The 22,114-nt window shown below is 68.9% G+C and carries 18 protein-coding genes and 2 pseudogenes; 11 read left to right on the plus strand and 9 right to left on the minus strand.

Features of this window, described 5'->3' with window-relative positions; translation table 11 throughout:
- The first annotated feature begins 106 nt into the window (after window positions 1-106).
- The 3 genes from MNOD_RS39780 to MNOD_RS39790 all read left to right on the plus strand — a co-directional run bounded on the left by MNOD_RS39780 (window position 107) and on the right by MNOD_RS39790 (window position 3,292).
- Window positions 107-1,567: an arylsulfatase gene (locus MNOD_RS39780; RefSeq protein WP_425277537.1), complete on the plus strand. Its 1,461-nt coding sequence runs from the start codon at window positions 107-109 to the stop codon at window positions 1,565-1,567.
- 62 nt (window positions 1,568-1,629) lie between these two features.
- Window positions 1,630-2,670 carry an HAD family hydrolase gene (locus MNOD_RS39785; RefSeq protein WP_012631262.1) on the plus strand — a complete coding sequence of 347 codons (1,041 nt, stop codon included), beginning with the start codon at window positions 1,630-1,632 and terminating at the stop codon, window positions 2,668-2,670.
- A 37-nt stretch (window positions 2,671-2,707) separates the two neighbouring features.
- Window positions 2,708-3,292 (plus strand): HlyD family secretion protein, encoded by a 585-nt coding sequence (locus MNOD_RS39790; protein WP_157091841.1) that lies wholly within the window; start codon window positions 2,708-2,710, stop codon window positions 3,290-3,292.
- A gap of 324 nt (window positions 3,293-3,616) precedes the next feature.
- Here the strand turns inward: MNOD_RS39790 and MNOD_RS39795 are convergent, their stop codons facing one another.
- Window positions 3,617-4,999, minus strand: coding sequence for an IS1182-like element ISMno9 family transposase (locus tag MNOD_RS39795; RefSeq protein ID WP_012631264.1), 1,383 nt, complete (start codon window positions 4,997-4,999; stop codon window positions 3,617-3,619).
- A gap of 176 nt (window positions 5,000-5,175) precedes the next feature.
- Here MNOD_RS39795 and MNOD_RS39800 point away from each other — a divergent pair, with 176 nt between their 5' ends.
- A complete protein-coding gene (locus MNOD_RS39800; protein WP_012631265.1) occupies window positions 5,176-5,946 on the plus strand; it encodes a TIGR01458 family HAD-type hydrolase in 771 nt (256 codons plus the stop codon).
- Window positions 5,947-6,016: 70 nt separating this feature from the next.
- On the opposite strand, the pseudogene MNOD_RS49785 reads toward MNOD_RS39800, so the two are convergent.
- Window positions 6,017-6,313 (minus strand): annotated as a pseudogene (locus MNOD_RS49785) (hypothetical protein); the annotation flags it as partial.
- A 535-nt stretch (window positions 6,314-6,848) separates the two neighbouring features.
- On the opposite strand from MNOD_RS49785, the gene MNOD_RS39810 reads away from it, so the two are divergent.
- The gene (locus MNOD_RS39810; RefSeq protein WP_244424876.1) at window positions 6,849-7,880 is read left to right on the plus strand and encodes an ABC transporter ATP-binding protein; all 1,032 of its coding nucleotides are present in this window, start codon (window positions 6,849-6,851) and stop codon (window positions 7,878-7,880) included.
- 71 nt (window positions 7,881-7,951) lie between these two features.
- On the opposite strand, the gene MNOD_RS39815 is transcribed toward MNOD_RS39810, so the two are convergent.
- Together MNOD_RS39815 and mgtA are read right to left on the minus strand one after the other, a co-directional pair.
- Window positions 7,952-9,532, minus strand: coding sequence for a bifunctional aminoglycoside phosphotransferase/ATP-binding protein (locus MNOD_RS39815; RefSeq protein ID WP_012631267.1), 1,581 nt, complete (start codon window positions 9,530-9,532; stop codon window positions 7,952-7,954).
- Window positions 9,533-9,558: 26 nt separating this feature from the next.
- Window positions 9,559-12,138, minus strand: coding sequence for a magnesium-translocating P-type ATPase (gene mgtA, locus MNOD_RS39820; RefSeq protein ID WP_012631268.1), 2,580 nt, complete (start codon window positions 12,136-12,138; stop codon window positions 9,559-9,561).
- Window positions 12,139-12,613: 475 nt separating this feature from the next.
- On the opposite strand from mgtA, the gene MNOD_RS39825 reads away from it, so the two are divergent.
- The 3 genes from MNOD_RS39825 (at window position 12,614) to MNOD_RS39835 (ending at window position 16,890) form a co-directional block, all read left to right on the plus strand.
- On the plus strand, window positions 12,614-15,463 hold the full coding sequence (locus MNOD_RS39825) for an AMP-binding protein (RefSeq protein WP_012631269.1): 2,850 nt from the start codon (window positions 12,614-12,616) through the stop codon (window positions 15,461-15,463).
- Between the two features lie 3 nt (window positions 15,464-15,466).
- The gene (locus MNOD_RS39830) at window positions 15,467-15,769 is read left to right on the plus strand and encodes a hypothetical protein (RefSeq protein WP_012631270.1); all 303 of its coding nucleotides are present in this window, start codon (window positions 15,467-15,469) and stop codon (window positions 15,767-15,769) included.
- Window positions 15,770-15,978: 209 nt separating this feature from the next.
- Window positions 15,979-16,890 carry a metallophosphoesterase gene (locus MNOD_RS39835; protein ID WP_012631271.1) on the plus strand — a complete coding sequence of 304 codons (912 nt, stop codon included), beginning with the start codon at window positions 15,979-15,981 and terminating at the stop codon, window positions 16,888-16,890.
- A 12-nt stretch (window positions 16,891-16,902) separates the two neighbouring features.
- Here MNOD_RS39835 and MNOD_RS39840 read toward each other — a convergent pair whose 3' ends face one another.
- The 3 genes and pseudogenes from MNOD_RS39840 to MNOD_RS50440 form a co-directional block, all read right to left on the minus strand.
- Window positions 16,903-17,394 (minus strand): CDP-archaeol synthase, encoded by a 492-nt coding sequence (locus MNOD_RS39840; RefSeq protein WP_012631272.1) that lies wholly within the window; start codon window positions 17,392-17,394, stop codon window positions 16,903-16,905.
- A gap of 384 nt (window positions 17,395-17,778) precedes the next feature.
- Entirely contained in the window at window positions 17,779-18,153 is a 375-nt protein-coding gene (locus tag MNOD_RS39845; protein ID WP_012631274.1) for a response regulator transcription factor, read from the minus strand.
- 78 nt (window positions 18,154-18,231) lie between these two features.
- Window positions 18,232-18,390: pseudogene (locus MNOD_RS50440) on the minus strand (ATP-binding protein); the annotation flags it as partial.
- 226 nt (window positions 18,391-18,616) lie between these two features.
- On the opposite strand from MNOD_RS50440, the gene MNOD_RS39850 reads away from it, so the two are divergent.
- The gene (locus MNOD_RS39850) at window positions 18,617-18,868 is read left to right on the plus strand and encodes a hypothetical protein (RefSeq protein WP_012631275.1); all 252 of its coding nucleotides are present in this window, start codon (window positions 18,617-18,619) and stop codon (window positions 18,866-18,868) included.
- 113 nt (window positions 18,869-18,981) lie between these two features.
- On the opposite strand, the gene MNOD_RS39855 is transcribed toward MNOD_RS39850, so the two are convergent.
- Window positions 18,982-19,473, minus strand: a complete 492-nt coding sequence (locus tag MNOD_RS39855) for a DUF302 domain-containing protein (protein WP_012631276.1) — start codon at window positions 19,471-19,473, stop codon at window positions 18,982-18,984.
- Window positions 19,474-19,538: 65 nt separating this feature from the next.
- Window positions 19,539-20,372 carry a 3-hydroxybutyrate dehydrogenase gene (locus MNOD_RS39860; RefSeq protein ID WP_012631277.1) on the minus strand — a complete coding sequence of 278 codons (834 nt, stop codon included), beginning with the start codon at window positions 20,370-20,372 and terminating at the stop codon, window positions 19,539-19,541.
- A gap of 158 nt (window positions 20,373-20,530) precedes the next feature.
- On the opposite strand from MNOD_RS39860, the gene MNOD_RS39865 reads away from it, so the two are divergent.
- Window positions 20,531-21,460 (plus strand): LysR family transcriptional regulator, encoded by a 930-nt coding sequence (locus MNOD_RS39865; protein ID WP_012631278.1) that lies wholly within the window; start codon window positions 20,531-20,533, stop codon window positions 21,458-21,460.
- 132 nt (window positions 21,461-21,592) lie between these two features.
- A complete protein-coding gene (locus tag MNOD_RS39870) occupies window positions 21,593-22,096 on the plus strand; it encodes a cupin domain-containing protein (RefSeq protein ID WP_012631279.1) in 504 nt (167 codons plus the stop codon).
- Window positions 22,097-22,114: the final 18 nt, after the last annotated feature.

Genomic DNA, 22,114 nt, shown 5'->3' on the forward strand with positions numbered 1-22,114 from the left:
CGCCGGCACCGCACCCACGATTGCGCAGGCGCAGCAACCGGCCCCGGCCCCGCAGCCGGCCCCCGTCAGGACCGGCGCCACAGGCCGGCCAGTCAACATCCTGGTGATGTTCGGCGACGACATCGGGCAGTCGAACATCAGCGCCTACACCTTCGGCCTGATGGGTTACCGCACACCCAACATCGACCGCATCGCCCGCGAGGGCATGATGTTCACCGACTACTACGCCGAGCAAAGCTGTACGGCCGGCCGCTCCTCCTTTATCACCGGCCAGTCGACCCTGCGGACCGGCCTGTCGAAGGTTGGCCTACCCGGCGCGACGGTGGGTCTTCAGAAGGAAGATCCAACGCTGGCGGAACTCCTCAAGCCGCTCGGCTACGCCACGGGGCAGTTCGGCAAGAACCATCTCGGCGACCGCGACGAGTACCTGCCGACGAACCACGGCTTCGACGAGTTCTTCGGCAACCTCTATCATCTCAACGCCGAGGAGGAGCCGGAGCAGCGGACCTACCCGCGCGATCCCGAGTTCCGCAAGCGGTTCGGCCCGCGCGGGGTGATCCGCTCGTCGGCGGACGGCAAGATCGAGGACACGGGTCCGCTCACCAAAAAGCGGATGGAAACAATTGACGACGAGACCTCGGCCGCCGCTATGGATTTTATCGAGCGCCAGGTCCGGGCGAACAAGCCGTTCTTCTGCTGGTTCAACGCGACCCGGATGCACCTCCGGACGCATGTCGCGGAGAACCATCGCAGCCCGCCGGGCCTGACTGCCCGGACCGAGTACGCGGACGGCATGGTCGAGCATGACGGGCACATCGGGCAGCTCCTGAAGAAACTCGACGACCTCGGCATCGCGAACGACACCATCGTGCTCTACACCACCGACAACGGCCCGCACATGAACTCGTGGCCGGACAGCGCCATGACGCCGTTCCGCAGCGAGAAGGACACGAACTGGGAGGGCGCCTTCCGGGTGCCTTGCATGATCCGCTGGCCGGGCCACATCCAGGCGGGCTCCGTCTCGAACGAGATCGTCAGTGGGCTCGACTGGGTGCCGACCCTGGTGGCCGCCGCGGGTGATCCCAACATCGTGGACAAGCTGCTCAAGGGCCACACGGCCGGAGCGAAGTCCTTCAAGGTCCACCTCGACGGCTACAACCAGCTCCCGTACCTGACCGGCCAGCAGGACCGCGGCGCCCGCAAGGGGTTCTTCTACTTCAACGACGACGGCGACCTCGTCGGGATGCGCTACGAGAACTGGAAGATCGTCTTCGAGGAGCAGCGCGCCCCCGGAACGATGCGGATCTGGGCCGAGCCGTTCACGCCGCTGCGGGTGCCGAAACTGTTTGACCTGAGGGCTGACCCCTACGAGCGGGCCGACATCACCTCGAACACCTACTACGACTGGCTCATTTCAAATGTGTACGTCCTCGTTCCTGCTCAGGCGGAGGTCGCGAAGTTCCTCGACACGTTCCGCGAGTTCCCGCCCCGACAGCGGGCGGCAAGCTTCAGCGTCGACCAGATCGTTGAGAAGATGAAGCGGGCGACGGAGGTCCCCAGCCGGTGATGCGCCAGCGCGGGCGTTCCTGAGGAGCGGAACACCCGCGGCAACTCTCCAGGAGGCACGACATGCCGGTTCAGGCAGGGAGCGTGAGCCGCCGGGCGATGCTGTCGGGTGTCGCGACGCTGGTCGCCGCACCGGGCATCCTACGGGCGGGAGCTGCCGAGGGGCGGGCCGATCCTCTCCCGTCCTGGAACGAGGGTGGCCCCAAGCAGGCCATCCTGGACTTCGTCGGGCGCGTGACCACGTCCGGCGGCCACGACTTCGTCCCGCCGCCGGAGCGCGTCGCGGTCTTCGACAACGACGGTACGCTCTGGGCGGAGCAGCCGGTCTACTTCCAGGTGGCATTCGCCCTCGACCGGGTGAAGGCGCTCGCGCCCGCGCATCCGGAGTGGAAGGACACGCAGCCGTTCAAGGGCGTGATCGAGAACGATCCCAAGGCGGTCGCTGCTGCCGGTGAGAAGGGCCTGCTGCAGATCGTGGCGGCGACCCACGCCGGCATGACGACGGCGGAATTCGATGCCGTGGTCAAGGAGTGGCTCCGCACCGCGCGCCATCCCCGCTTCGGGCGGCCCTACGACAGCCTCGTTTATCAGCCGATGCTCGAACTGCTCGGGTTCCTGCGAGCAAGCGGCTTCAAGACCTTCATCGTCTCCGGGGGCGGCGTCGAGTTCATGCGCACCTTCGCCGAGCGGACCTACGGCATCCCGCCCGAGCAGGTCGTGGGCTCGTCCGGCGTCACCAAGTTCGAGATCCGGCCCGACGGACAGCCGGTGCTCGTCAAGGAGGCGAAAGTCGAGTTCGTCGATGACGGCGCCGGCAAGCCTTCGGGCATCAACCGCTTCATCGGGCGCCGGCCGATCCTGGCCTTCGGCAACTCGGATGGCGACCAGCAGATGCTGGAATGGACCGCCGCCGGGGCCGGTCCCCGCTTCCTGGGCCTCGTCCATCACACCGACGGCGAGCGCGAGTACGCCTACGACCGCCAGTCCCATGTCGGGCAACTCGACAAGGCTCTCGACGAGGCCGCCGAGCGTGGCTGGGTTGTGGTCGATGTGGCACGGGACTGGAAGTCCGTCTTCTCGGCTGAACCCCGGACCAACCGCTGAGCGGAGGTGGGCGATGGCAAGCCAACCCGAGCCCGTGATGCTGCCAGAGGCCCGCCAGGCGGGCGTCAAGGCGCTGCTCGACTCCCAGATTGGGGGCGAGAACGCCACCGTCGCCCAACTTCGGGCGCAGCTCGGCGACGCGGAATGGGAGCTTGCGCGGACGAGCATTCGCGCGCCGGCCGACCGCTACGTCACGCTCTCGGCGCTGGCGGTCGGCGACCGCGTCACGCCGATGCGCTCCATGATGTCGTTCCTCATCGCCGACGACATCGTCCTGCTGGGTGTCTTCCAGCAGAACGGGCTGAAGACGGTGATACCGGGAGCCAAGGTCAGGTTGGTCCTGGCGAATGATCCGGGCAGGATCCATGACGCGAAGGTCCTGCGCGTCGGTCGTGGGGTCGGACAGGGACAGCTCTCCGCGACGGGCACGCTGGCGCGCATCGGCGCGGTCGGCCTCACCGCGGAATTCCCGGTCGAGATCGAGCTGCCGCGCGACCTCGACCGTAACCTGCTTCGCCCCGGCATGTCGGGCGCGGCCACGGCATTCTCCCCCGACGCCGGCCCCATCGGGGTCATCGCGTCAATCCTGCTGTGGGTCAGCGCCTACATGGCCTATTTGTAGAGGCGGCGGGGAAGGCCGAGGCCGCATAAGGCACACGGCGACGTGATGAAAGCCGCCGTAGAAGGCCCTCAACACTCATCAAAACCACCGGTGGAGCGCCTCCGGCAACGTTGGGGAGTGCCCCTGAACGCAACGCCCGAAGCCGCTCTGCCGCTCCAAGATACTCAGTCTGCGAAGGTCCGCTTACACGGGCATTGCGGCGCTTGGGAGCAGGCCGGCACTCCGTCGGCTCCTGGCGGATTTCGTTGAAAAACTCGCGGGCGATCTGGATCGAGCACCGATCGGCTGAGCGAGCCGATCCAACATGAGGGGGATCCCGGCCGATCAGGCCGGGCTCAGCTGCTGTAGCGGGATCAGCTGGGCGAGCTTCCTGAGGTTCTGGGCCGCTGCGGCGAGGTGGAACTCGTCCCGGGCCCCGTTCGGACCCCGCAGCCGCAGCCGATCCAGCTTCAGGATTCGCTTGAGGTGGGCGAACAACATCTCGACCTTCTTGCGCTCGCGCCGCGAGGTGCGGCCCTCCTCCGAGGCGCAGATGTCGCGCGCCATCTGCCGGGCGCCTTCGTGGATCGAGCGCGGGATCTTGCGGGCGGGTGTGGTGGGGCAGCATCGTGGCTTCAGCGCGCAGGCGTCGCAGTCGCGCTTGCTGGCCCGGTAGCGCATCATGCCATCGTCGTCGACGAGCGGGAACGGCGTCCGATAGACCTTCTGGCGTGGCCGCAATGGGTGGCCGGCCGGGCAGGTGTAGGCATCGGCTGCAGGGTCGTAGGTGAAGGCTGACCGGCTGAAGGTGCCATCGCGGCGCTCGGACTTGTCGAAGACGGGGATGTGCGGCTCGATCCCGCGCTCGTGCACGAGCCAAGCGAGCTGCTCGGCCGACCCGTAGGCACTGTCGGCCGCAAGCCGGGCCGGCCACAGCCCGAAGCGGTCCTGCGCGCGCGCGATCATGGTGCGGGCTGCCCCGACCTCCGCCTGCCGGATGGCGCGGCTGGCCTCGACATCGACGATCACGGCGTGGTCGAGGTCGATCAGGTAGTTGGTGGCGTAGGCGAAGAAGGCATGGCCCTTCAGCGCGCCCGTCCACTGCGCCGCCGGGTCGGAGCGGGAGACGAACTTCGGCTGGACCTCGCTCGCTGCTCCCCAGGCGGCTTCGTCGAGGGTGTCGAGGTACTCGCGCACCGACCGGCGGATCCGGGCGAGATCGTTCCAGTCGACGGCCTCGGAGGCGTCTGCGGAGCGCTGCTTGTTGGCATCGGCCCGGATCAGGCTGGCATCGACCGCGAAGCCCTCGCCACCGACCAGCCCCTCCTCGATGCAGCGCTGCACGGTGGTCTCGAACACCTCGCGCAGCAGGTCGCTGTCACGGAAACGACCGTGTCGGTTCTTGGAGAAGGTCGAGTGGTCGGGCACCGCGCCATCCAACCCGAGCCGGCAGAACCAGCGGTAGGCGAGGTTGAGATGCACCTCCTCGCACAGACGGCGCTCGGAGCGGATGCCGAAGCAGTAGCCGACGAGCAGCATGCGAACCATCAGCTCGGGATCGACCGAAGGCCGACCCGTGGTGCTGTAGAAGGGACGCAGGTGCGCGCGTAGGCCCGACAGGTCGACGAAGCGGTCGATGGCGCGCAGGAGATGGTCGGCGGGTACGTGGGTATCGAGCGAGAACTCGTAAAACAGGGCGCCCTGCTCGACTTGCCGAGGTCCCATCATCTGCTTCGATCTCCGTCTTTCGACAGGAGTGAATCACCCCGCGACTACCGCCGCAACAGCGGAGTTTTTCAACAGAATCGGCGCTTTGCGGGAGTAGCGTCGCGTTGTCAGGCATCGAAGCGATGCATGGCGCGTTTCTCACCTGATCGAGTTCTGGCGCGGGATTGCTGCCCACGATGGTCAAGATCACCGGCGTTCTTCTCGACCTAAGTGGTGTCGTGTTCAGCGGCGATGAAGCGATCGGCGACGCAGTCGCGAGCATCAAGGACTTGAGGACGAACGGCATACCGTTCCGCTTCGTGACCAACACGACGTCGAAGCCGGTGCGTACGCTCGCGGAGAAACTGCGCCGCCTCGGGATCGACGCGTCCGAGGAGGACATCTTCACGCCGGCGTCGGCAGCGCGAAAGCTTGTCCATGAGCGCGGCCTGTCACCCTATCTCGTGGTCCACCCAGACCTGCTCGAAGATCTGGACGTTCCGTCCGGGCGTAACCCTGATGCGGTCATCGTCGGCGACGCGGGCCAGACGTTCTCCTACGATGTGCTCAACACGGCGTTTCGGCTTATCAACGGCGGAGCCGCGTTCATTGCCCTGGCGCGCAACCGGACGTTCCGGGATGCCGATGGGCAACTGAGCCTCGATGCTGGGCCGTTTGTGGTTGCGCTGGAGTTCGCGACACGGAGCGAGGCTTTCCTCGTTGGGAAACCGTCGGCTTCGTTCTACGCGGCTGCCATAGCGGACCTTGGTACGCCGGCCTGTGAAACGGCGATGATCGGCGACGACGCGGAATCGGATGTGGCGGGCGCTCTGGAACTCGGGATGGCAGGTCTTCTGGTCCGAACTGGGAAGTATAAGGACGGCGATGAATTTCGGATCGACCGGAAGCCGACAGCGACGGTGCCGGACCTTCGACGGGCGGTAAACTGGGTGCTGGACCGGATGTAAGCATCGGCGGCATCGGATTTGTCCGGAGCATACGGACGTCGCATCGATAGGTTTCCGCGGCTAACCTACTTCACCTGGGAGCCTGAGGAGCCATCCGCGCAGCAGGCGCTGAATGGACGAGATTGACCCCAAGTGGTCCTTCGCGCGAGGCGAACGTCCGGTTGCGGCCGTCCGAGGCAGCGCTGCCGAGGTCGGCGAGCGTGACGACCAAGCCCATCGGCCACGGTGTGCCGTCAGCGAACGCGCCAACCAGCCCGGCCCTGAGAATACCGCTGCCGTGGTGGATCGCGCCGACGAGCGCCGACACGGCACCGGCTCGCTCCGGGAAGAGGTTCAGCGCCCCGGCGATCGAGTTGGCCACAATGAAGTGCGATGATCTCGTAGCCGCGCCCCGCGCTGCCCTCCGGGTGCTCCGGGCAGCGGGCGAGCGTCAGGGTGATGGTCGACAGCATGGGATCCTTCTTCCAGGGACTGCGCTGCATCGCGCCTGCGCGCGCACAAGGCGCACGCGCCGGGCGCTCCTCTCGGGCAGGCCCAGCCTCGCACCGAGGCCCAAGTCATTTCATTCTGGCCCTCGGCGGCGTTCTCACCCTGATCCAGCGCACAAAGCCCCTCGGCGGAGTGCACGGGCTCAGGTGGGGGCGCCACGTGCGCCCGGCATCGGAAGTGACGCTCGCGTCCCGCTTCCTGCCGGGGCATCTCCCTTGAGGCGAATCAAGGCCGCGGCGCCCGGCCTGCAGTATCGAGCCTGTTTCCGGCCTGCTCATGCGCGACCGTGTCGCCCGGCGGTGCCGGCGCGATGGCCCGCGGTCATCCGCAAGGAAGGCTGGCTCATGTCAACGATAAGGAACGTGCGCCCGGCCGACGGCCCGTCCGAGGCAGGGGGCGCGCAGGAGCCCCCGATGAGCTCCGATTCCGACTACGGCGATGCCGTGTGCACGCCACCCGATCTCCTCAGCTTCATTCTGCGCGAGAGCGCCGCGGCGCAGCTCTGGCTGGCCATCCTGGTGATCGCAGTGTTCCTTGCGGGAGTCGCCCCCCTTGAGATTCAGCGGCGCGCCGTCAGCCAGGCCGTCAAGGGCGCCGACCCGCACGCGCTGCTCTGGCTTGCCGCGCTCTACGCTCTGGCCGCCTGCGGGCTCGGCCTGCTGAAGCTCGTGCTCAACATCACCCGCGGCTTCGTCAGCGAGCGGGCGGTGCGGAGGCTTCGCGCTTCCATCATGGAGGATTTCCACCGCTCGGCGGAGGGGCGCCGCCTGGCGCAGACCCGCGGCGTCGAGATCGCGCTGGTGCTGGACGAGGCCGAGCCTGTGGGCGGCTTCGTCGGCGTCTGCTTCTCGGAGCCTCTGCTGCAAACCGGCGTCCTGCTCACCACGCTCGGCTATCTCGCCTTTCTCAACCCGCTGATGGCGCTCCTCACCCTGGCAGTGTTCTCGCCCCAGCTCGTGTTCGTGCCCCTGATGCAGCGGGCCATCAACCGCCGCGTCAGCGCACGGATCAGCCTCCTGCGCCGCATCAGCGGCGGGCTCGTGGGGGAGCGGAGCGGGAGCGGCGCCCTCACGGCTGCCGAGGCGGATCAGCTCCAGGGCGTCTTCCTCCTCAACATGGGCATCTTCCGCATCAAGTTCTCGATGAACTTCCTGATGAACATGTCCTACCACCTCGGCGTGGCGGGCATCCTGGGCGTGGGCGGCTACGCCGTTACGACGGGCGACACCGAGGTGAGCACGGTGGTCGCGTTCGTGGCCGGTCTCTCGCACATGAATGACCCTTGGGGCGATCTGGTGAACTGGTTTCGCGAGTGCAGCGTCACGCGCACGAAGTACGCGCTGATCGCGCGCGCGACCGAGGCGGCGGCCGGACGACAGGAGGCCGGGCGAACCGACTATCGGTCATCGCTGGACACGTCAGGCGGACATCCTTGCGTGGGCTGACGCGGTCTCGATCGACAACGCACCATCTCGGGGTGCACCGATTCCTATGGCTCATCCTGAGGCTTCATCCGTCAGGCCGGGAGCACCTCGGTCCCCGCGGTCCCGCCCCGGCTCGCCTCGGCCTTCGCCTCGCCCGTTCCGCAGCTCGCCAGGATCGTCGCGCGCAACGTCTCCGCCGGCAGCTGCGCGTCGAGGCAATGCCACGTCATCGGGCCGCAGTCGCGGCTGGCCTGCGCGGCCAGGACCTCGATCGTGGCGTCGGAGGGATCGTCCCGCCGGGCGCGGATGCGGGCCGCGAGCATCGCCGCGGGCGCCTGCAGCCACACCCCCCGGAAGGGGACGCCGCACCGCCGTGCCAGCGCTTCGACGGCCTCCCGTGCCTCGGGACGATCGAAGACCGCATCGAGGATCACTGCGCCGCCGGTGGCGAGCACCCGGGCCGCCTCGTCGCGCATCGCCGCATAGACCCGTTCGGAGACGGAGGGCGCATAGGCCGAGTCGGAGAGCCGCGTCACGGCGCTGACGCCGTGCAGGCGCTTGCGCGTGCGGTCGCTGCTCACGATGCGCGCCCCGGGCGGGGCGCCGAGCCAGGGCGCGAGCGCGGCGGCGAAGGTCGACTTGCCGGATCCGCTCAGGCCCCCGACCGCCACCAGGGTCGCAGGTTCCTCGGCGAGCAGGGTGCCGGCGAGATCGAGATAGGCCCGCGCCTCGTCCCGCAGCGCACGGGCAGTCTCGCCGGGCGCCTCCGCCGCCTGGGTCGCCGTGACATGCGCGCGGATGACGGCGCGGATCGCCATCAGGAAAGGCAGCAGGCCGGCGCCGTCCGCCTCGTCGCTCTCGTCCAAGTAGCGGTTGAACAGCAGGTTCGCGAGGTCGCGCCGGCCGCGATGCCACAGATCCATCAGCACGAAGGCGAGGTCGTAGAGCACGTCGATCGTGGCGAGGGCCTCGTCGAATTCGAGGCAGTCGAACGGCGTCGGCACCCCCTCGTACAGGCAGATGTTGCGCAGCGTCAGGTCGCCATGGCAGCGGCGCACCTTGCCGGCGGCGCGCCGCGCCTCCAGCCGGTCGCCGTGCCGGGCGAGCGCGGCCTCGAAGCGGGCCGTGAGGGCGTCGGCCTCTCCGGCGCTTGCGAGCCCGCAGGCCCGCAGCCCCCGGTCGTTCAGGGCGACGAGGGCCGCCATGGCGGCCGCACCGCCAGGGGCGCGGCTGATCTCCGCGGCGGCGTGGAAGGCGGCGATGCGGTGAGCGAGGGCGGCGACGAGGGCGGGGGTGAGCCGCCCCTCCCGGGTCATGGCGTCGAACAGGTCACCTTGCGGGAAGCGCCGCATCGCCACGACCGCGTCGACCAGGGGGCCGGTGCCGTCGAGGGCGAGCCCCCCGTCGGGCGTCCGCGTGATCCGGTGCACCCCGCGATACAGGGCGGGCGCCGTGCGGCGGTTGAGGGCGAGCTCGGCCTCGCAGGCCGCCAGCCGCGCCTCCGGCGCCGAGAAATCGACGAAGGGGAAGCGCACCGCGCGCTTGAGCTTGTACACGCGATCCTCCGCCAGGAGCACGACGGAGATGTGCGTGCGGATCGTCTCGAGCCTGCCGTGACCGGCAAGGCAGCGCCGGAGGAAGTCCACAGTCTCGCTCTGGCTCTCGTCCGGCATGGCATCGGTCCCGTCACATGAGGGGGTCAAACCAGATTCGCCTGCGCGCCCGCGCGGGCCCGCCGCGGCGGCCGGCTCCGTGCGCGGATCGCCCACGGCTTCACCGCCTCGGCTGCCGCCAGATAGGCCACCGTGATGATCCCGATCGCGGCGAGAATCATGGGTTGCGGGGCTTCGAAGCCGAACCAGGGCCCGAGCGGCGAGAACGGCACCCCGAGCGCGACCGTCAGCGCCGCGAGCGAGGAGGCGGCGAGCGCCGCGCTCGGCCGGTCGCGCCAGGGCCGCCCGCGGCTGCGGATGACGAAGATCACCAGGATCTGGGTCGCCATGGATTCCAGGAACCACGCCGTGCGGAAGACTTCCGGGGACGCGCCGAAGCTGAGGAGCAGCACGCCGAAGGTGAGGAGGTCGAAGAGTGAGGAGAGCGGCCCCATCACGGCCGCGAAGCGCAGCAGGGCCGCCATGTCCCAGGCTTGCGGTCGCGCGGTCGCCTCGGCATCTACGCGATCGAAGGGGATGCCGACCTCCGACAGGTCGTAGAGCAGGTTGTTGAGCAGGATCTGGGTCGGCAGCATGGGCAGGAACGGCAGCGCCGCCGAGGCCGCGGCCATCGACAGCATGTTGCCGAAATTCGAGCTCGCGCCCATGCGGATATACTTGAGAATGTTGGCGAAGGTCCGCCGTCCCTCGTCAACCCCCGCCGCCACGACCTCCAGGTCGGAAGCGAGCAGGATCATGTCCGCGGCCGCCTGGGCGACGCCGGTGGCGCCCTCAACCGACAGGCCGATATCGGCCTGCCGCAGGGCGGGCGCGTCGTTGATGCCGTCGCCCAGGAAGCCGACGACCTGCCCGTCTGCCTGGAGCGCCTTGACGACCCGCGCCTTCTGATCGGGCGCGAGGCGGCCGAAAGCATCGACGCCGCGCACCTGGACGGCAAGCGCCTCGTCGCTCAGGGCCGCGATCTCCGGGCCGGTGAGGATCCGGTGGCTGGTCAGTCCGACGAGCCCGGCGAGGCGGCGCACCACGACGGGATCGTCACCAGACAGAATCTTGACCCGCACGCCCGCCGCCGCGAGGTCCGCGACCGCCGCCGCCGCGGTGGGCTTCGGCGGATCCGCGAAGGCGCAGAAGCCCTCGAAGACGAGGCCCTCTTCCGCCGCGTCGGCCGCGCCGGGGACGGGCCGCGAGGCCACCGCGATGCTGCGCAGCCCCTCCTCGGCGAGGGCGCGCACCTGCCGCGCAAGCGCCCGGTCGCGCTCGGCCGCGTCCATCGGGATGGCCTGCCGGCCGCTGCGCTGCGCCGTGCACAGGGCGAGCACCGCCTCCGGCGCGCCCTTGACGATGAGCAGCGGGCCGTCGGGCCCCTCCGCCACGACCGCGCCGGTGCGGCGCGCGTAGTCGAAGGGGCGCCGGCCGGCGAGGCGCCAGCCCTCGGCGGCCTCGGGGACGCTGCGAATCAGGGCGGCATCGAGGGCGCTGCGGTCGCCGCCGAGCCCGGCCGCGATGGCGCCGAGCCGGGCCGGAAGCGGATCCGCGCCGCCCGCCGGATCGAGGCTGCGCGCGAGCGCGATCTCCGCCGAGGTCAGGGTGCCGGTCTTGTCGGTGCACAGCACCGTCATGGCTCCGAGATCGTGGATGCCGGTGAGGCGCTTCACGATGACTCGGCGCTTGGCCATGCGCAGCGCACCCCGCGCCAGCGTCACCGTGGTGATCATCGGGAGCAATTCGGGGGTGAGGCCGACCGCCAGCGCCACCGCGAAGAGGAGCGAGTCGAGAACCGGTCGCCCGAGGGCGACGCGCAGGGCGAGGACGGCGACGACGAGGACGAGAGTCAGGCGCGCCACCACGAGGCCGAACTCGCGCAGGTCCCGCTGGAACGGCGACGGCGCGGCGCTCTCGGCGAGCGCCGCCGCGGCCGCACCGAACACCGTCGCGCGGCCCGTGGCGGCGACGAGGGCGACGGCCTCCCCGCTCTGGGCGACGGCGCCCCGGAAGAGCGCGTTTGCGGCCTCCGCCGGGCTCTCCGCCGCCACCGGGCCGGGCCGTTTCTCGACCGGGTAGGGTTCCCCGGTCAGCGCGGCTTCCACCGCCGCAAAAACCGTGCTCTCGAGCACGAGGGCATCAGCGGCGACGATGTCGCCCGCGCGCACCCGGATCACGTCGCCGGGCACGATCTGATCGACCGGCACGGTCCGGAAGATGCCGTCGCGCTTGGCGTCCGCCTTGAGCGCCACCGCGCGTCGCAGGGCCTCGGCGGCCCGCACGGCGTGTCCCTCCTGGAAGGTGTCGAGGCCGATCGAGAGCACCAGGATGGCGATGATGATCCCCCCACCGGCCCAATCGCCCGTGCCGATGGACACGCAGCCGGCCGCGAGCAGGATGAGCGAGAGTGGCTCGAGCAGCCGCCGCAGGATCGCCCGCGCAGTGCCACCGCTCCGCGCCGGTCCGTCGCTGTTCGGGCCGTACCGCTGGAGGCGACGGGCCGCCTCCGCGGAGGTCAGCCCGTCGAGCCGGCATTCGAGGCGAGCCGCCAGCGCCTCCGGTGTGCAGGCCCAGAAGACCGCCCCGGATCCCGGCGGCGTCCCATCAATGGCATTCGGCCGCATCCGGAGCCACTCCTCGCACCATACATCATACCAACGGCCCAGGCTGCTGACGTAAGCCAAGTGCTGCCGCGCATGCTCACGCAGCGGGCCGTTGAGCCATCTCGAATTTTCGATACCAAGCCAAAGGCTTGGCGAAAATCCGAGAACGGAACCACCGGTCACATGAAATGACCGTTGCATCGGTCCTCGCGCGGCGGCCCGCCCTCTGCGATCCTGCTCGGTCCGTCAGGCGCTTCGCAGCGGCCGGTCTCCGCTCGCTCGTCCCTCAAGACCGCTCGTCTCTCGAAACTGATAGATAGGCCGTGGGCATCAGCCCCCGTTGATCTGCATCAATGCCTCGCCGACGGCACCGCTCACCCTGTCACCTTCGCACTCGGCGCGTTATCTTGAGGCAGATCAACCTGCTCTGTCGCGGAGGCGCTAGGCTGCAGGTCGATCACCGGACGCTCGGTGAACCGAGACGTGGGAGCTGCCCTTGAGGGACGAAGCTCTGCACCCGAGCAGCGCGACCGAGCCGGGACAGCAGCCGGGCGCTGCGTCGCTCCTCGACGTGATCCGGTCGCTCCTGCGCGAGCTGCATCCGGAGCGCCGGCGTCCCCTCGCGGTGGACCTCGACAGCGATCTCGAGCGGGATCTCGCCCTCGACAGCCTCGGCCGAGCCGAGCTTCTGCTGCGCCTGTCGCGCGCCTTCAGGGTCACCCTGCCGGATCGCCTCATCGGCGAGGCCGCCACGCCGGCCGACCTGCTCGCGGCCGTCCAGGCCGCCGGCGCGGCGCGATGCCCGGGCGCCACATTCCCCCGCGACGAGGCCCTTTCTCCGGCGGCCGAGCCGCACGGAGCCGCGACGCTGCCGGAGGTGCTCGCTTTCCACGTCCGCCGTAATCCGGACCGGCCCCATCTGCGGCTCTGGCAGGGGCCCGACCACGAGACCATCGTCACCTACGCGGCCCTCGACGACGCGGCCCGGCGCGTGGCGGGCGGTCTCCTCGAGGCCGGGCTCGCCGCTGGCGGCCGCGTCGCCATCATGCTCCCGACCGGGCCGGACTTCTTCCCCGCCTTCTTCGGCGTCCTTCTGGCCGGCGGGATCCCGGTCCCCCTCTACCCGCCCTTCCGGCGCGCCCAGATCCAGGACCACCTGCAGCGGCAGGCCCGCATCCTGTCGAACGCCGCCCCGGAGATCCTGATCACCGACGGCGAGATCAAGCCCTTCGCCCGCCTCCTGCCCGGCCTCGTCGAGAGCTTGCGGACCCTGACGACGGTGGAGGAACTGGCTACGGCTGCCCCTTTGGCGGCAACCGTCCCGGCGACGGGCACGACCGTCGCCCTGATCCAGTACACCTCCGGGAGCACCGGCGACCCGAAGGGCGTGACGCTCACGCACGCCAATCTTCTCGCCAACATCCGCGCCATAGGGGAAGCTCTCGGCGCCACGTCGGCGGACGTGGTGGTGAGCTGGCTGCCCCTCTACCACGACATGGGGCTGATCGGCTGCTGGCTGGGGAGCCTCTACTTCGGCGCGCCGGCCGTGATCATGCCGCCCCTGTCCTTCCTGGCGGATCCGGGGCGCTGGCTCCGGGCGATCCATCGGCACCGCGCGACGATCTCGGCCGCGCCCAACTTCGCCTACGAGCTCTGCCTCAAGACCCTGCGCGACGAGGATCTCGCGGGCCTCGACCTCGGCTCCCTGCGCGTCCTCACCAACGGGGCCGAGCCGGTGAGCTCCGACACGCTGAGCCGCTTCGCGCAGCGCTTCACCGCGTTCGGTTTGCGGCCATCCGCCCTGACCCCCGTCTACGGCCTCGCCGAATGCGCAGTCGGACTGGCGTTTCCTCCGCCTGGCCGAGGCCCGCTGATCGACTGGATCGACCGCACTGCGCTGTCGCGCCAGGGAGAGGCTCGTCCGGCAGCGCCAGGCAACGCCAAGTCCATCGCCTTCGCGGCCTGCGGACGCCCTTTGCGGGGTCATCAGATCCGCATCGTGGACGAGGCCGGGCGCGAGGTGCCCGAGCGCGTGGAGGGCCGGCTGCAGTTCCGGGGCCCCTCCGCGACCGCGGGCTATTTCCGCAATCCCGAGAAGACGCAGGCCCTGTTCGACGGCGAGTGGCTGGAGAGCGGCGACCTCGCCTACGAAGCGGGCGGCGACGTCTTCATCACGGGCCGCCTCAAGGACATCGTCATCCGGGCGGGGCGGAAGATCCATCCGCACGAACTCGAAGAGGTCGCGGGCTCGGTCCCGGGCGTGCGCAAGGGCTGTGTCGCTGCCTTCGCGAGCCCCGACCCGAAGACCGGCACGGAGCGGCTGATCCTCGTCGCCGAGACGCGGCTGACGGACGCCTCCGCCCGCGCCGGGCTGCGCCGCACGCTGGCGGAGGCCGCCGCCGGCGTGCTCGACCAGCCGCCCGACGACATCCTTCTGTGTCCGCCGCACACGGTGCCGAAGACCTCGAGCGGGAAGATCCGGCGTGCGGCCGCGCGGGCGCTCTACGAGTCGGGCGGCCTCGACCGCCCGGATTCCATTCGGGCGCAAGTCGCGGGCCTCGCCCTCGCCGGGATCGGCGCACGCCTGCGCCGGATCGCGCGGCTCGCCCGGGAGGCGGGCTACGCCGCGCAGTGGTGGGCCGTGCTCGTCGGCCTCGGCATCGTCCTGTGGCCGGTCGTCATCATGCTCCCGCGCCGGGCGTGGCGCCACGCCGCCCTGCGGGCGGGCCTGCGTGCCTTCTTCCGCCTCACGGGAACGCCGGTCCTGGTCGAGGGCGGCACGGCGACGCCCCCCGCGATCATCGCGGCCAACCACGCCAGCTACCTCGATGCCGCGGTGCTGGCGGCCGTTCTGCCCGGCACGCCGGTCTTCCTCGCCAAGCATGAGCTGGCGGGCCAGGCCGTGGCGGGTCCGTTCCTGCGGCGGCTCGGAACGGTGTTCGTGCACCGCGGCGAGGCGGCCGGCGTCTCGGATGCGGACGTGGTCCTCGACCGGATCCGGGCGGGGGAGCAGATCGTGGCGTTTCCGGAGGGAACCTTCACCCGCACGCCCGGCCTCCTCGGCTTCCACCTCGGCGCTTTCATGACGGCGTGCCGCGCCGGGGTTCCGGTCGCTCCCATCGCGATCACGGGGACCCGCTCGCTCCTGCGCGCCGATCAGTGGTTCCCGCGGCATGGCGCGATCCGCGTCCATCTCGGCCAGAAGATTGCCCCCGAGGGGGCCGACTTTCACGCGGCCGTCCGGCTGCGCGACGCGGTTCGCGCGGCGATCCTCGCGCGGTGCGGCGAGCCGGATCTCGCGGACGAGCCGGTGAGCCTGCCCGCCGCGCCCTCGGCGCCGGGCTGAAACATGGCGGCGCGCAACGAGACCGGGCTCTGCCCGCCCGAGCCGGCCGAGGCCGATGCGGGACAATCCCCACCCCCTGCGGGCGCAGACCGCGCAGCGGCCGGACGGCACGGCCCGGACGGCACGGCTTATGTCGCGCATGATCCGCGCACGGACACCTTCACGGAGCACAGCTGGGCCGAGATGGCCGGGCGCGTCGCGGCCCGGCGCGCGGCGCTGGCCTGCGAAGGGCTGCACATTCCGACCTTGCACACGCGGCTTCTCGCGGGGGTCGAGGCGCTGAACGGCCTGTTGCAGATCGGCTGATCGGCCTCGTTCACCTATCACGCGATGGAGCGCAGCGCGGTTTTGGGCCGCCAAACGGCCTATACTCGCCCAGCGTGATAAGCCCGCCCGCGTTGGTGGGCTAAGGGTTGAAGCTTGTGATTTCCATGCACCACTTGAGATCGCCTGAGCTTACACCTGCCGAAAGAGAGGCCCTTGCTGGCCTCGAACCGCGCCTCGGGCGGCTGCATGTGCGCCAGCGGCTTGGACTCGAACGGGATTACGAGGCTCACGTCTTCCGGCGTGGAACCCACTTTTTTCACCTCGAGAACTGGTACTCCATCCACGGCCTCATCCGTGGGGCTCTTCGGCTTGCGGGCCTGTATGGCCGGGGACGGCGCAACGCGCTTGCAATCGAGTTGCGCCGCAACGAGGTCGCTCTCCCCGATCTCCCGCCGGAATTCGAGGGGTTCACGCTGTTGCAGCTTTCGGATCTGCACCTCGACATCAACACGGCCTTCACGGCTGCACTGATCGAACGTGTGCAGGGATTGAACTACGACCTTTGCGTCATAACGGGTGATTACAGGGCTCGGACCTTCGGTCCTATCGCGGCCGCTCTCGAGGGATTGCGGCGCCTCCGCCCGCATCTCAAATCCCCTGTCTATGCCATCTTGGGCAACCACGACACGATCCGGCTCGTGCCCCCAATGGAGGAGTTGGGATACGCCCTGCTCCTCAACGAGTGGGTCCGGATCGAGCGAGGCGGCGCTGCGATCTACCTCGTCGGGATCGACGACGCCCATTTCTATCGTATGGAGAACTTCCACCGCGCCGCCCACGATATTCCCGCGCGGGCGGTCTCCATTCTCCTATCGCACACGCCGGAGGCCTACAGACACGCCGCACATGCCGGGTTCGATCTCATGCTTTGCGGTCACACGCACGGTGGGCAGATCTGTCTTCCAGGTGGCATTCCCGTGCTCACGGATGCGGACAGCCCGCGAGCCCTCGCAAGGGGCCCCTGGCGCTATCATGATCTGCTTGGTTACACCTCCGTCGGAGCCGGCACCTGTATCGTCGACGTGCGGGTCAACTGTCCGCCCGAGGTGACACTGCACCGCTTGCGCAAAAAGGTAGATGTGCGCGCCGAGAACGCCTGAACTACGGTCAGGTCAATAAGGTGTCTCACGGAGTCCCAAGCGGAACAATATCCGCGACAGAATGACCTCCCCGATGATGAAGGCTGCGACGACTGTGACGATGTCGATGCCATCGAGCCCCAGTCGGTCTCTCAGAAACACGAGCGGCAGGAGTGCCTCCGGGATTTGGTCCAAGCCGAAGGCCTGCGCGTGAGCTTTCAACCCGAGCCGGCGCTTGATGAAGCTGGCTGTGAGATCCCCGGCCATCGATAGGGACGCGAGAGAGATTCCCGCAGAGGGTGGAAACCCGAGAAGGGGAGCCACAAGCGCTGTGGCTGCAAGCGAGACGACAAGACCGCGAATGGTTTTTCCGGCTCCAAACACGGGATTTCCATCTCGCAGCTTCTGGTGGAAGTCGAGAGGGGTACTGAAACGGCTGCCGAGCAGCTTCGTCGCGATGATCGGAGCGAAGTTCGCCACCGCGAGGAGAACGAGAACCCGGAAAAGAGCAACGGGATCACTCACGCCTGTTCATGCCAACTCCGACGGGATGATACCGCTTACCACGATCGGCGCGGTGGACCATATCCGGTAGCCGAGCAGAAGACCCTTGACGCCGGACTGCTGGGAGCTCGTCAGGCTTAAAGATCTCAAAAGGCTTGGCACGTTGCTGGCTGCACTCATACCGAAGCCAAGCTCAGCCGGCTTCAGGCAGCAACACCCGCAGCTAGAGCATTTTCCGACGAAGTGGACACCGGTTCGTCGCAGGAAATGCGGCAAAATCAAAGAGCTAGAGCAGGATCCGTTCCACCATGAACGGATCCTGCTCTAGGCGCCCCATCTTGAACGCCTCGGCTCGGAAGAGCCGGTGCGTGCGAGCCGAGACGAGGTGACGAGGAACATGCCTGATCAATGCAGCGGGCTGGCCGCCGCCTCGATGGCACTGAGCAGATCCTGCGCAAGCGGCTTCTCGATCAGCGGCAAGCCGGCTTCCCTGGCGCGCCGGCGGATCGACGGATCCGGGTGCCCGGTGAGGAGAAGGACAGGCACATCCACACCGCGCTCGCGCAGCTGATGGTAGACCTCCAGCCCGCTCATGCCGGGCATCACGTAGTCGAGGAGCACGCAGCCCGGCTTCGCGCCCGGAAACGCGGACAGGAGTTCGCTCCCGCTCTCGAAGGTCACGACGCGGTAGCCTTCGCCCTGCAGCATGAACGCCAGCGAGTTCAGGAGGGCCGGATCATCCTCCGCGATGAAGATGGGCAAGGCCGTGTTCCAAGGCATGGTGCTCGTCCGCCGGATGAACTCTGGCCGCAAGTAAACATGCTGCCAGGCAAAACGGTTTCGCCGCCTTGATCCAGCTCAACCTCTCGTGCCATGTGCGAGCCGGTCAGGTGTAACAGGATTCCCATCATCGGCAGCTGGCAGCGTCAGGCAGAAGGTCGCCCCGCCTGCATCATTGCGTTCGACCCAGAGGCGTCCCCCATGCGCCTCGATGATCGTTCGGCAGATCGACAGGCCCGCCTCACGACGGCTCGCAAGGTACGGCTATCCAACGTGAACTTTTGAGTCCGGCTCTTAGAAAGAGGTTTAACCGAACAAATTGGAGACCCGAGTGAAATTTGAGCTCGCCGGCTATGCATCGGGTTCATAAACGATAGGCATTATACAGTGTCCGCATCGTGCTTGATGATGCTCGTGTAGTCACGGAGATGACCTCCGGGCCGAACACGAAGGAGCAAACCCGATGCGCAGCCTTATTCTTGCCGGTGCCGCCCTCGCCGCCTTCGCGACCTCCGCGAATGCCTGGACGCAGTCCATTCTTCATCCGGAGCAGTCATACAAGAGCGACTTCGCGACCGCGTTCCCGGTCACGCCGCGGTACATGGCCGCCGGGCCGCAGGCCGTTCGCGGCATCCCGGAGTTCCGGCTGCAACCAGCCTCGTCCAGCCCGACCGTCGCGAGAGACGGATACGCAGGCCAGCGGTCGCACCGCTGAGACACCACAACGGGCCGAGGTGCGATGCCTCTCGCAGCACCTCGGCCCGTCGCGTCTCGTCCTCGTGGACGGATCCGGCCGCGAAGCCGCCCTGGGCGGCTCGCCTCCGGAGTTCAGCGCTTCGCGACGCTGGATGTGATCGAGGCGATGACCTCGGAGGCCTTGGCGAAGGCCGCGTCGCGGTCGCGAATGCCGTGCCGTTGCGCGATGTAGCGGAAATCCGTGTAGGCAGCCCAGACACCCCCCTTCTCGTCCTGGAAGACGAGCAGGCGCACCGGCCAGTCGAGACCCGCAACCGGGTTCGACGTCATGAACTGGGCGCCCAGGGCGGGGTTGCCGAAGACGAGAAGCGTCGAGGGCCGCAGCGCGATGCCCGCCTCCGCGGCCAGTCCGGATTGGTCAACCACCGAGAACAGCTTGATGCCCTTGGCGGCGATGTCCTTCTGCAGCCGGTCCAGCGTCTCCGCCATCGGGTAGGCGCTCCCCACCTGCACGACCCCGTTCTCCGACGTCGCGGAGGTCTGGGGGGCGCCGTTTCCGGCGAGCGGAAGGAGCGTGCCTATCGTCAGCATGCCCCCGAGGATGGGAATGGACCTCTTCAGCATGGAAGCCTCCTGTCGGAAGAAGGCCGGCCCGCCCCAGAGTGACGGGTCGGCGTGCCGCAACGCCCTCAATGGGCCGTCCAGCCGCCATCGACGCTGATGGACGCGCCGGTGATGGAGGCCGCGGCCGGGCTGCACAGGAACGCGACCGTCCCGGCGATCTCCTCCGCCGTGGCGAAGCGCTTGTTCGGCTGCTCGGCGAGGAGGACCTTTCGGACCACCTCGTCCTCCGAGATGCCGTGCGCGACCGCCTGGGCGCGCACCTGATGCTCGACGAGCGGCGTCCAGACGTAGCCGGGGCAGACCGCGTTGCAGGTGATGCCGGCCTCGGCCATCTCAAGCGCGGTGACCTTGGTCAGGCCGATGACCCCGTGCTTGGCCGCCACATAGGCGCTCTTGAAGGGCGAGCCGATCAGCCCGTGCGCCGAGGCCACGTTGATGATCCGGCCCCAGCCGCGCCGGCGCATGTCGGGCAGGACGCAGCGCGTGGCGTGGAACACCGCGGACAGGTTGATCGCCAGAATGGCGTCCCACTTCTCGGGCGGGAACTCCTCGATGGGGCTGACGTACTGGATACCGGCATTGTTCACGAGGATCTCGACGGGGCCGAAGGCACGCGCCGAGCGGTCGACGAGGTCCATGACGGCGCCGGCCTGCGAGAGGTCGGCGTCGTCGTAACGGACGGGCGTCTGGTGCCGGTCGCTCAGCTCTCGGCAGAGACGCTCGATCTCGGCCTCGTCGCCCAGACCATTGATCACGATCAACGCGCCCTGCTCAGCCAAGGTGTTGGCTATCGCGAGCCCGATGCCGCTCGTGGACCCGGTCACGATGGCGACGCGGCCGTCGAGCGGTCGCGCCGTCCCGGTCCGGTCGAGCCCGGCCGACTGGAGGATGCGTACCATGGTGCCGCCCTGGTGGATTGTGGTGGAGTCCGGCAGAGAATGGCCGCTCAGGCCGGGCCCGCGCCAATGCCGATGCCTGATCGGGTCGATGCGCATTCGGCATTGGCAATGGTGGGTTTTGCGGGCGACTTGCAGAGAGGCGGGGATGGGAGGCGACGATGGAGCTCCACGAGATCCGCTACTTCCTGGCGGTCAGCAGGTTCGGCAGCTTCACCAAGGCGGCCGAGCACTGCAACGTGACCCAGCCCGCACTGACCCGGGCCATCCAGAAGCTGGAGGATGAACTCGGCGGTCTGCTGTTCTCGCGCGAGCGCAGCCACGTGCACCTGACCGACCTCGGGCGCCTCTTGGAGCCGGAATTCAGGCAGATGATCGAGCACCGCGAGCGGGCCAAGCGCGCGGCCTCGCGTTTCCTGCGCCTGGAGGGGGCACAACTCACCCTGGGCGTGATGTGCACCATCGGCCCGCTGCGCTTCGTCGGCTTCCTGAACCACTTCCGGGTCACGCATCCGGGCATCGAGCTGACCCTGATCGAGGGCGTGCCGGCGCGCCTGTCCGAAATGCTGCTCGCAGGCGAGCTCGACGTGGCGATCATGGCGCATCCGGACGGCTTCCCCGAGCCGCTGCGGGCCAGCCCGCTCTACGAGGAGCGCTTCATGGTCGCCTGCGGGCAGCTCCACGACTTCGCCTGCCGCAACGCGATCCGCATGCGCGACATGGCCGGGCAGATCTATCTGCAGCGGATCAACTGTGAGTACCGGGACCACCTCGCCGAACTCCTGCGCGCGCAGGGCACCGAGATCCTGCGCTCCCACCGCAGCGAGCGCGAGGACTGGATCCAGAGCATGGTGGTGGCCGGCATGGGGGTGTGCTTCCTGCCCGAGTTCTCCGCGACCCTGCCGGGCATTGCCCTGCTGCCGGTACTGGAGCCGGTCGTCGCCCGGCAGGTCTGCCTCGTCACGGTCGCCGGCCGGCGCTGGTCCTCGCCGCTCGCGGCGCTCGTGGCGGCGCTCGGCCAGTATGCCTGGCCGCCGAGCCGCTTCGACCTCAGCGAGGAGCAGACCCCCGAGCCGGCAGTATCCGCGTGAGGCCGGCGCCGGGTCGATAACCGGAAGGCATCGCCCCGAAGCCCAAACGGCATTTCCGCCGCAGCGGTCGACCTCCGATCATCGGGGCACGTCCCACCTGGGACGCCCCCACGACTAGCCAGGAGGGCAGCCATGACCACGATCCCGATGATCCGCAGCGCAGTTCACCGCACCCTGTGCGGAGCGGTGATGATGACCGGCGCCTTCGCGCTCGGAGCCGGCGCGGCCCAGGCGGGTTCCTGCCCGGCCGACAAGGTGGTCGCCAGCGGCAAGGGGCAGGCCGAGAGCAAGGCGGCGGCGCAGGGCGTCACCGACACCGTCATCGCCTCGACCGACCTCGCGACGGAACGCGTCGGCATTGCGGACCGGCAGTTCCGGCTGCGTCGGCTGGTGATCGAGCCGGGCGGGATCGTGCCCTGGCACAGCCACGGCGACCGCCCGGCCATCATCTACGTCGTCTCCGGAGAGGTGGTGGAGTACGCGAGCACCTGTGCGGTGCCGATCACCCACAAGGCGGGCGAAGCGACGTCGGAGACCCACGCCACCGCGCATTGGTGGAAGAACACCGGCAGCACGCCCGCCGTCCTGCTCTCGGCCGACCTCTTCCACGTGAAGGACGACCCGCATCAGATGTGAGGTCGCGCGAGGGCGAGG

The sequence above is a fragment of the Methylobacterium nodulans ORS 2060 genome, assembly GCF_000022085.1.
In the GTDB taxonomy this organism is placed as follows: Bacteria; Pseudomonadota; Alphaproteobacteria; order Rhizobiales; family Beijerinckiaceae; genus Methylobacterium; species Methylobacterium nodulans.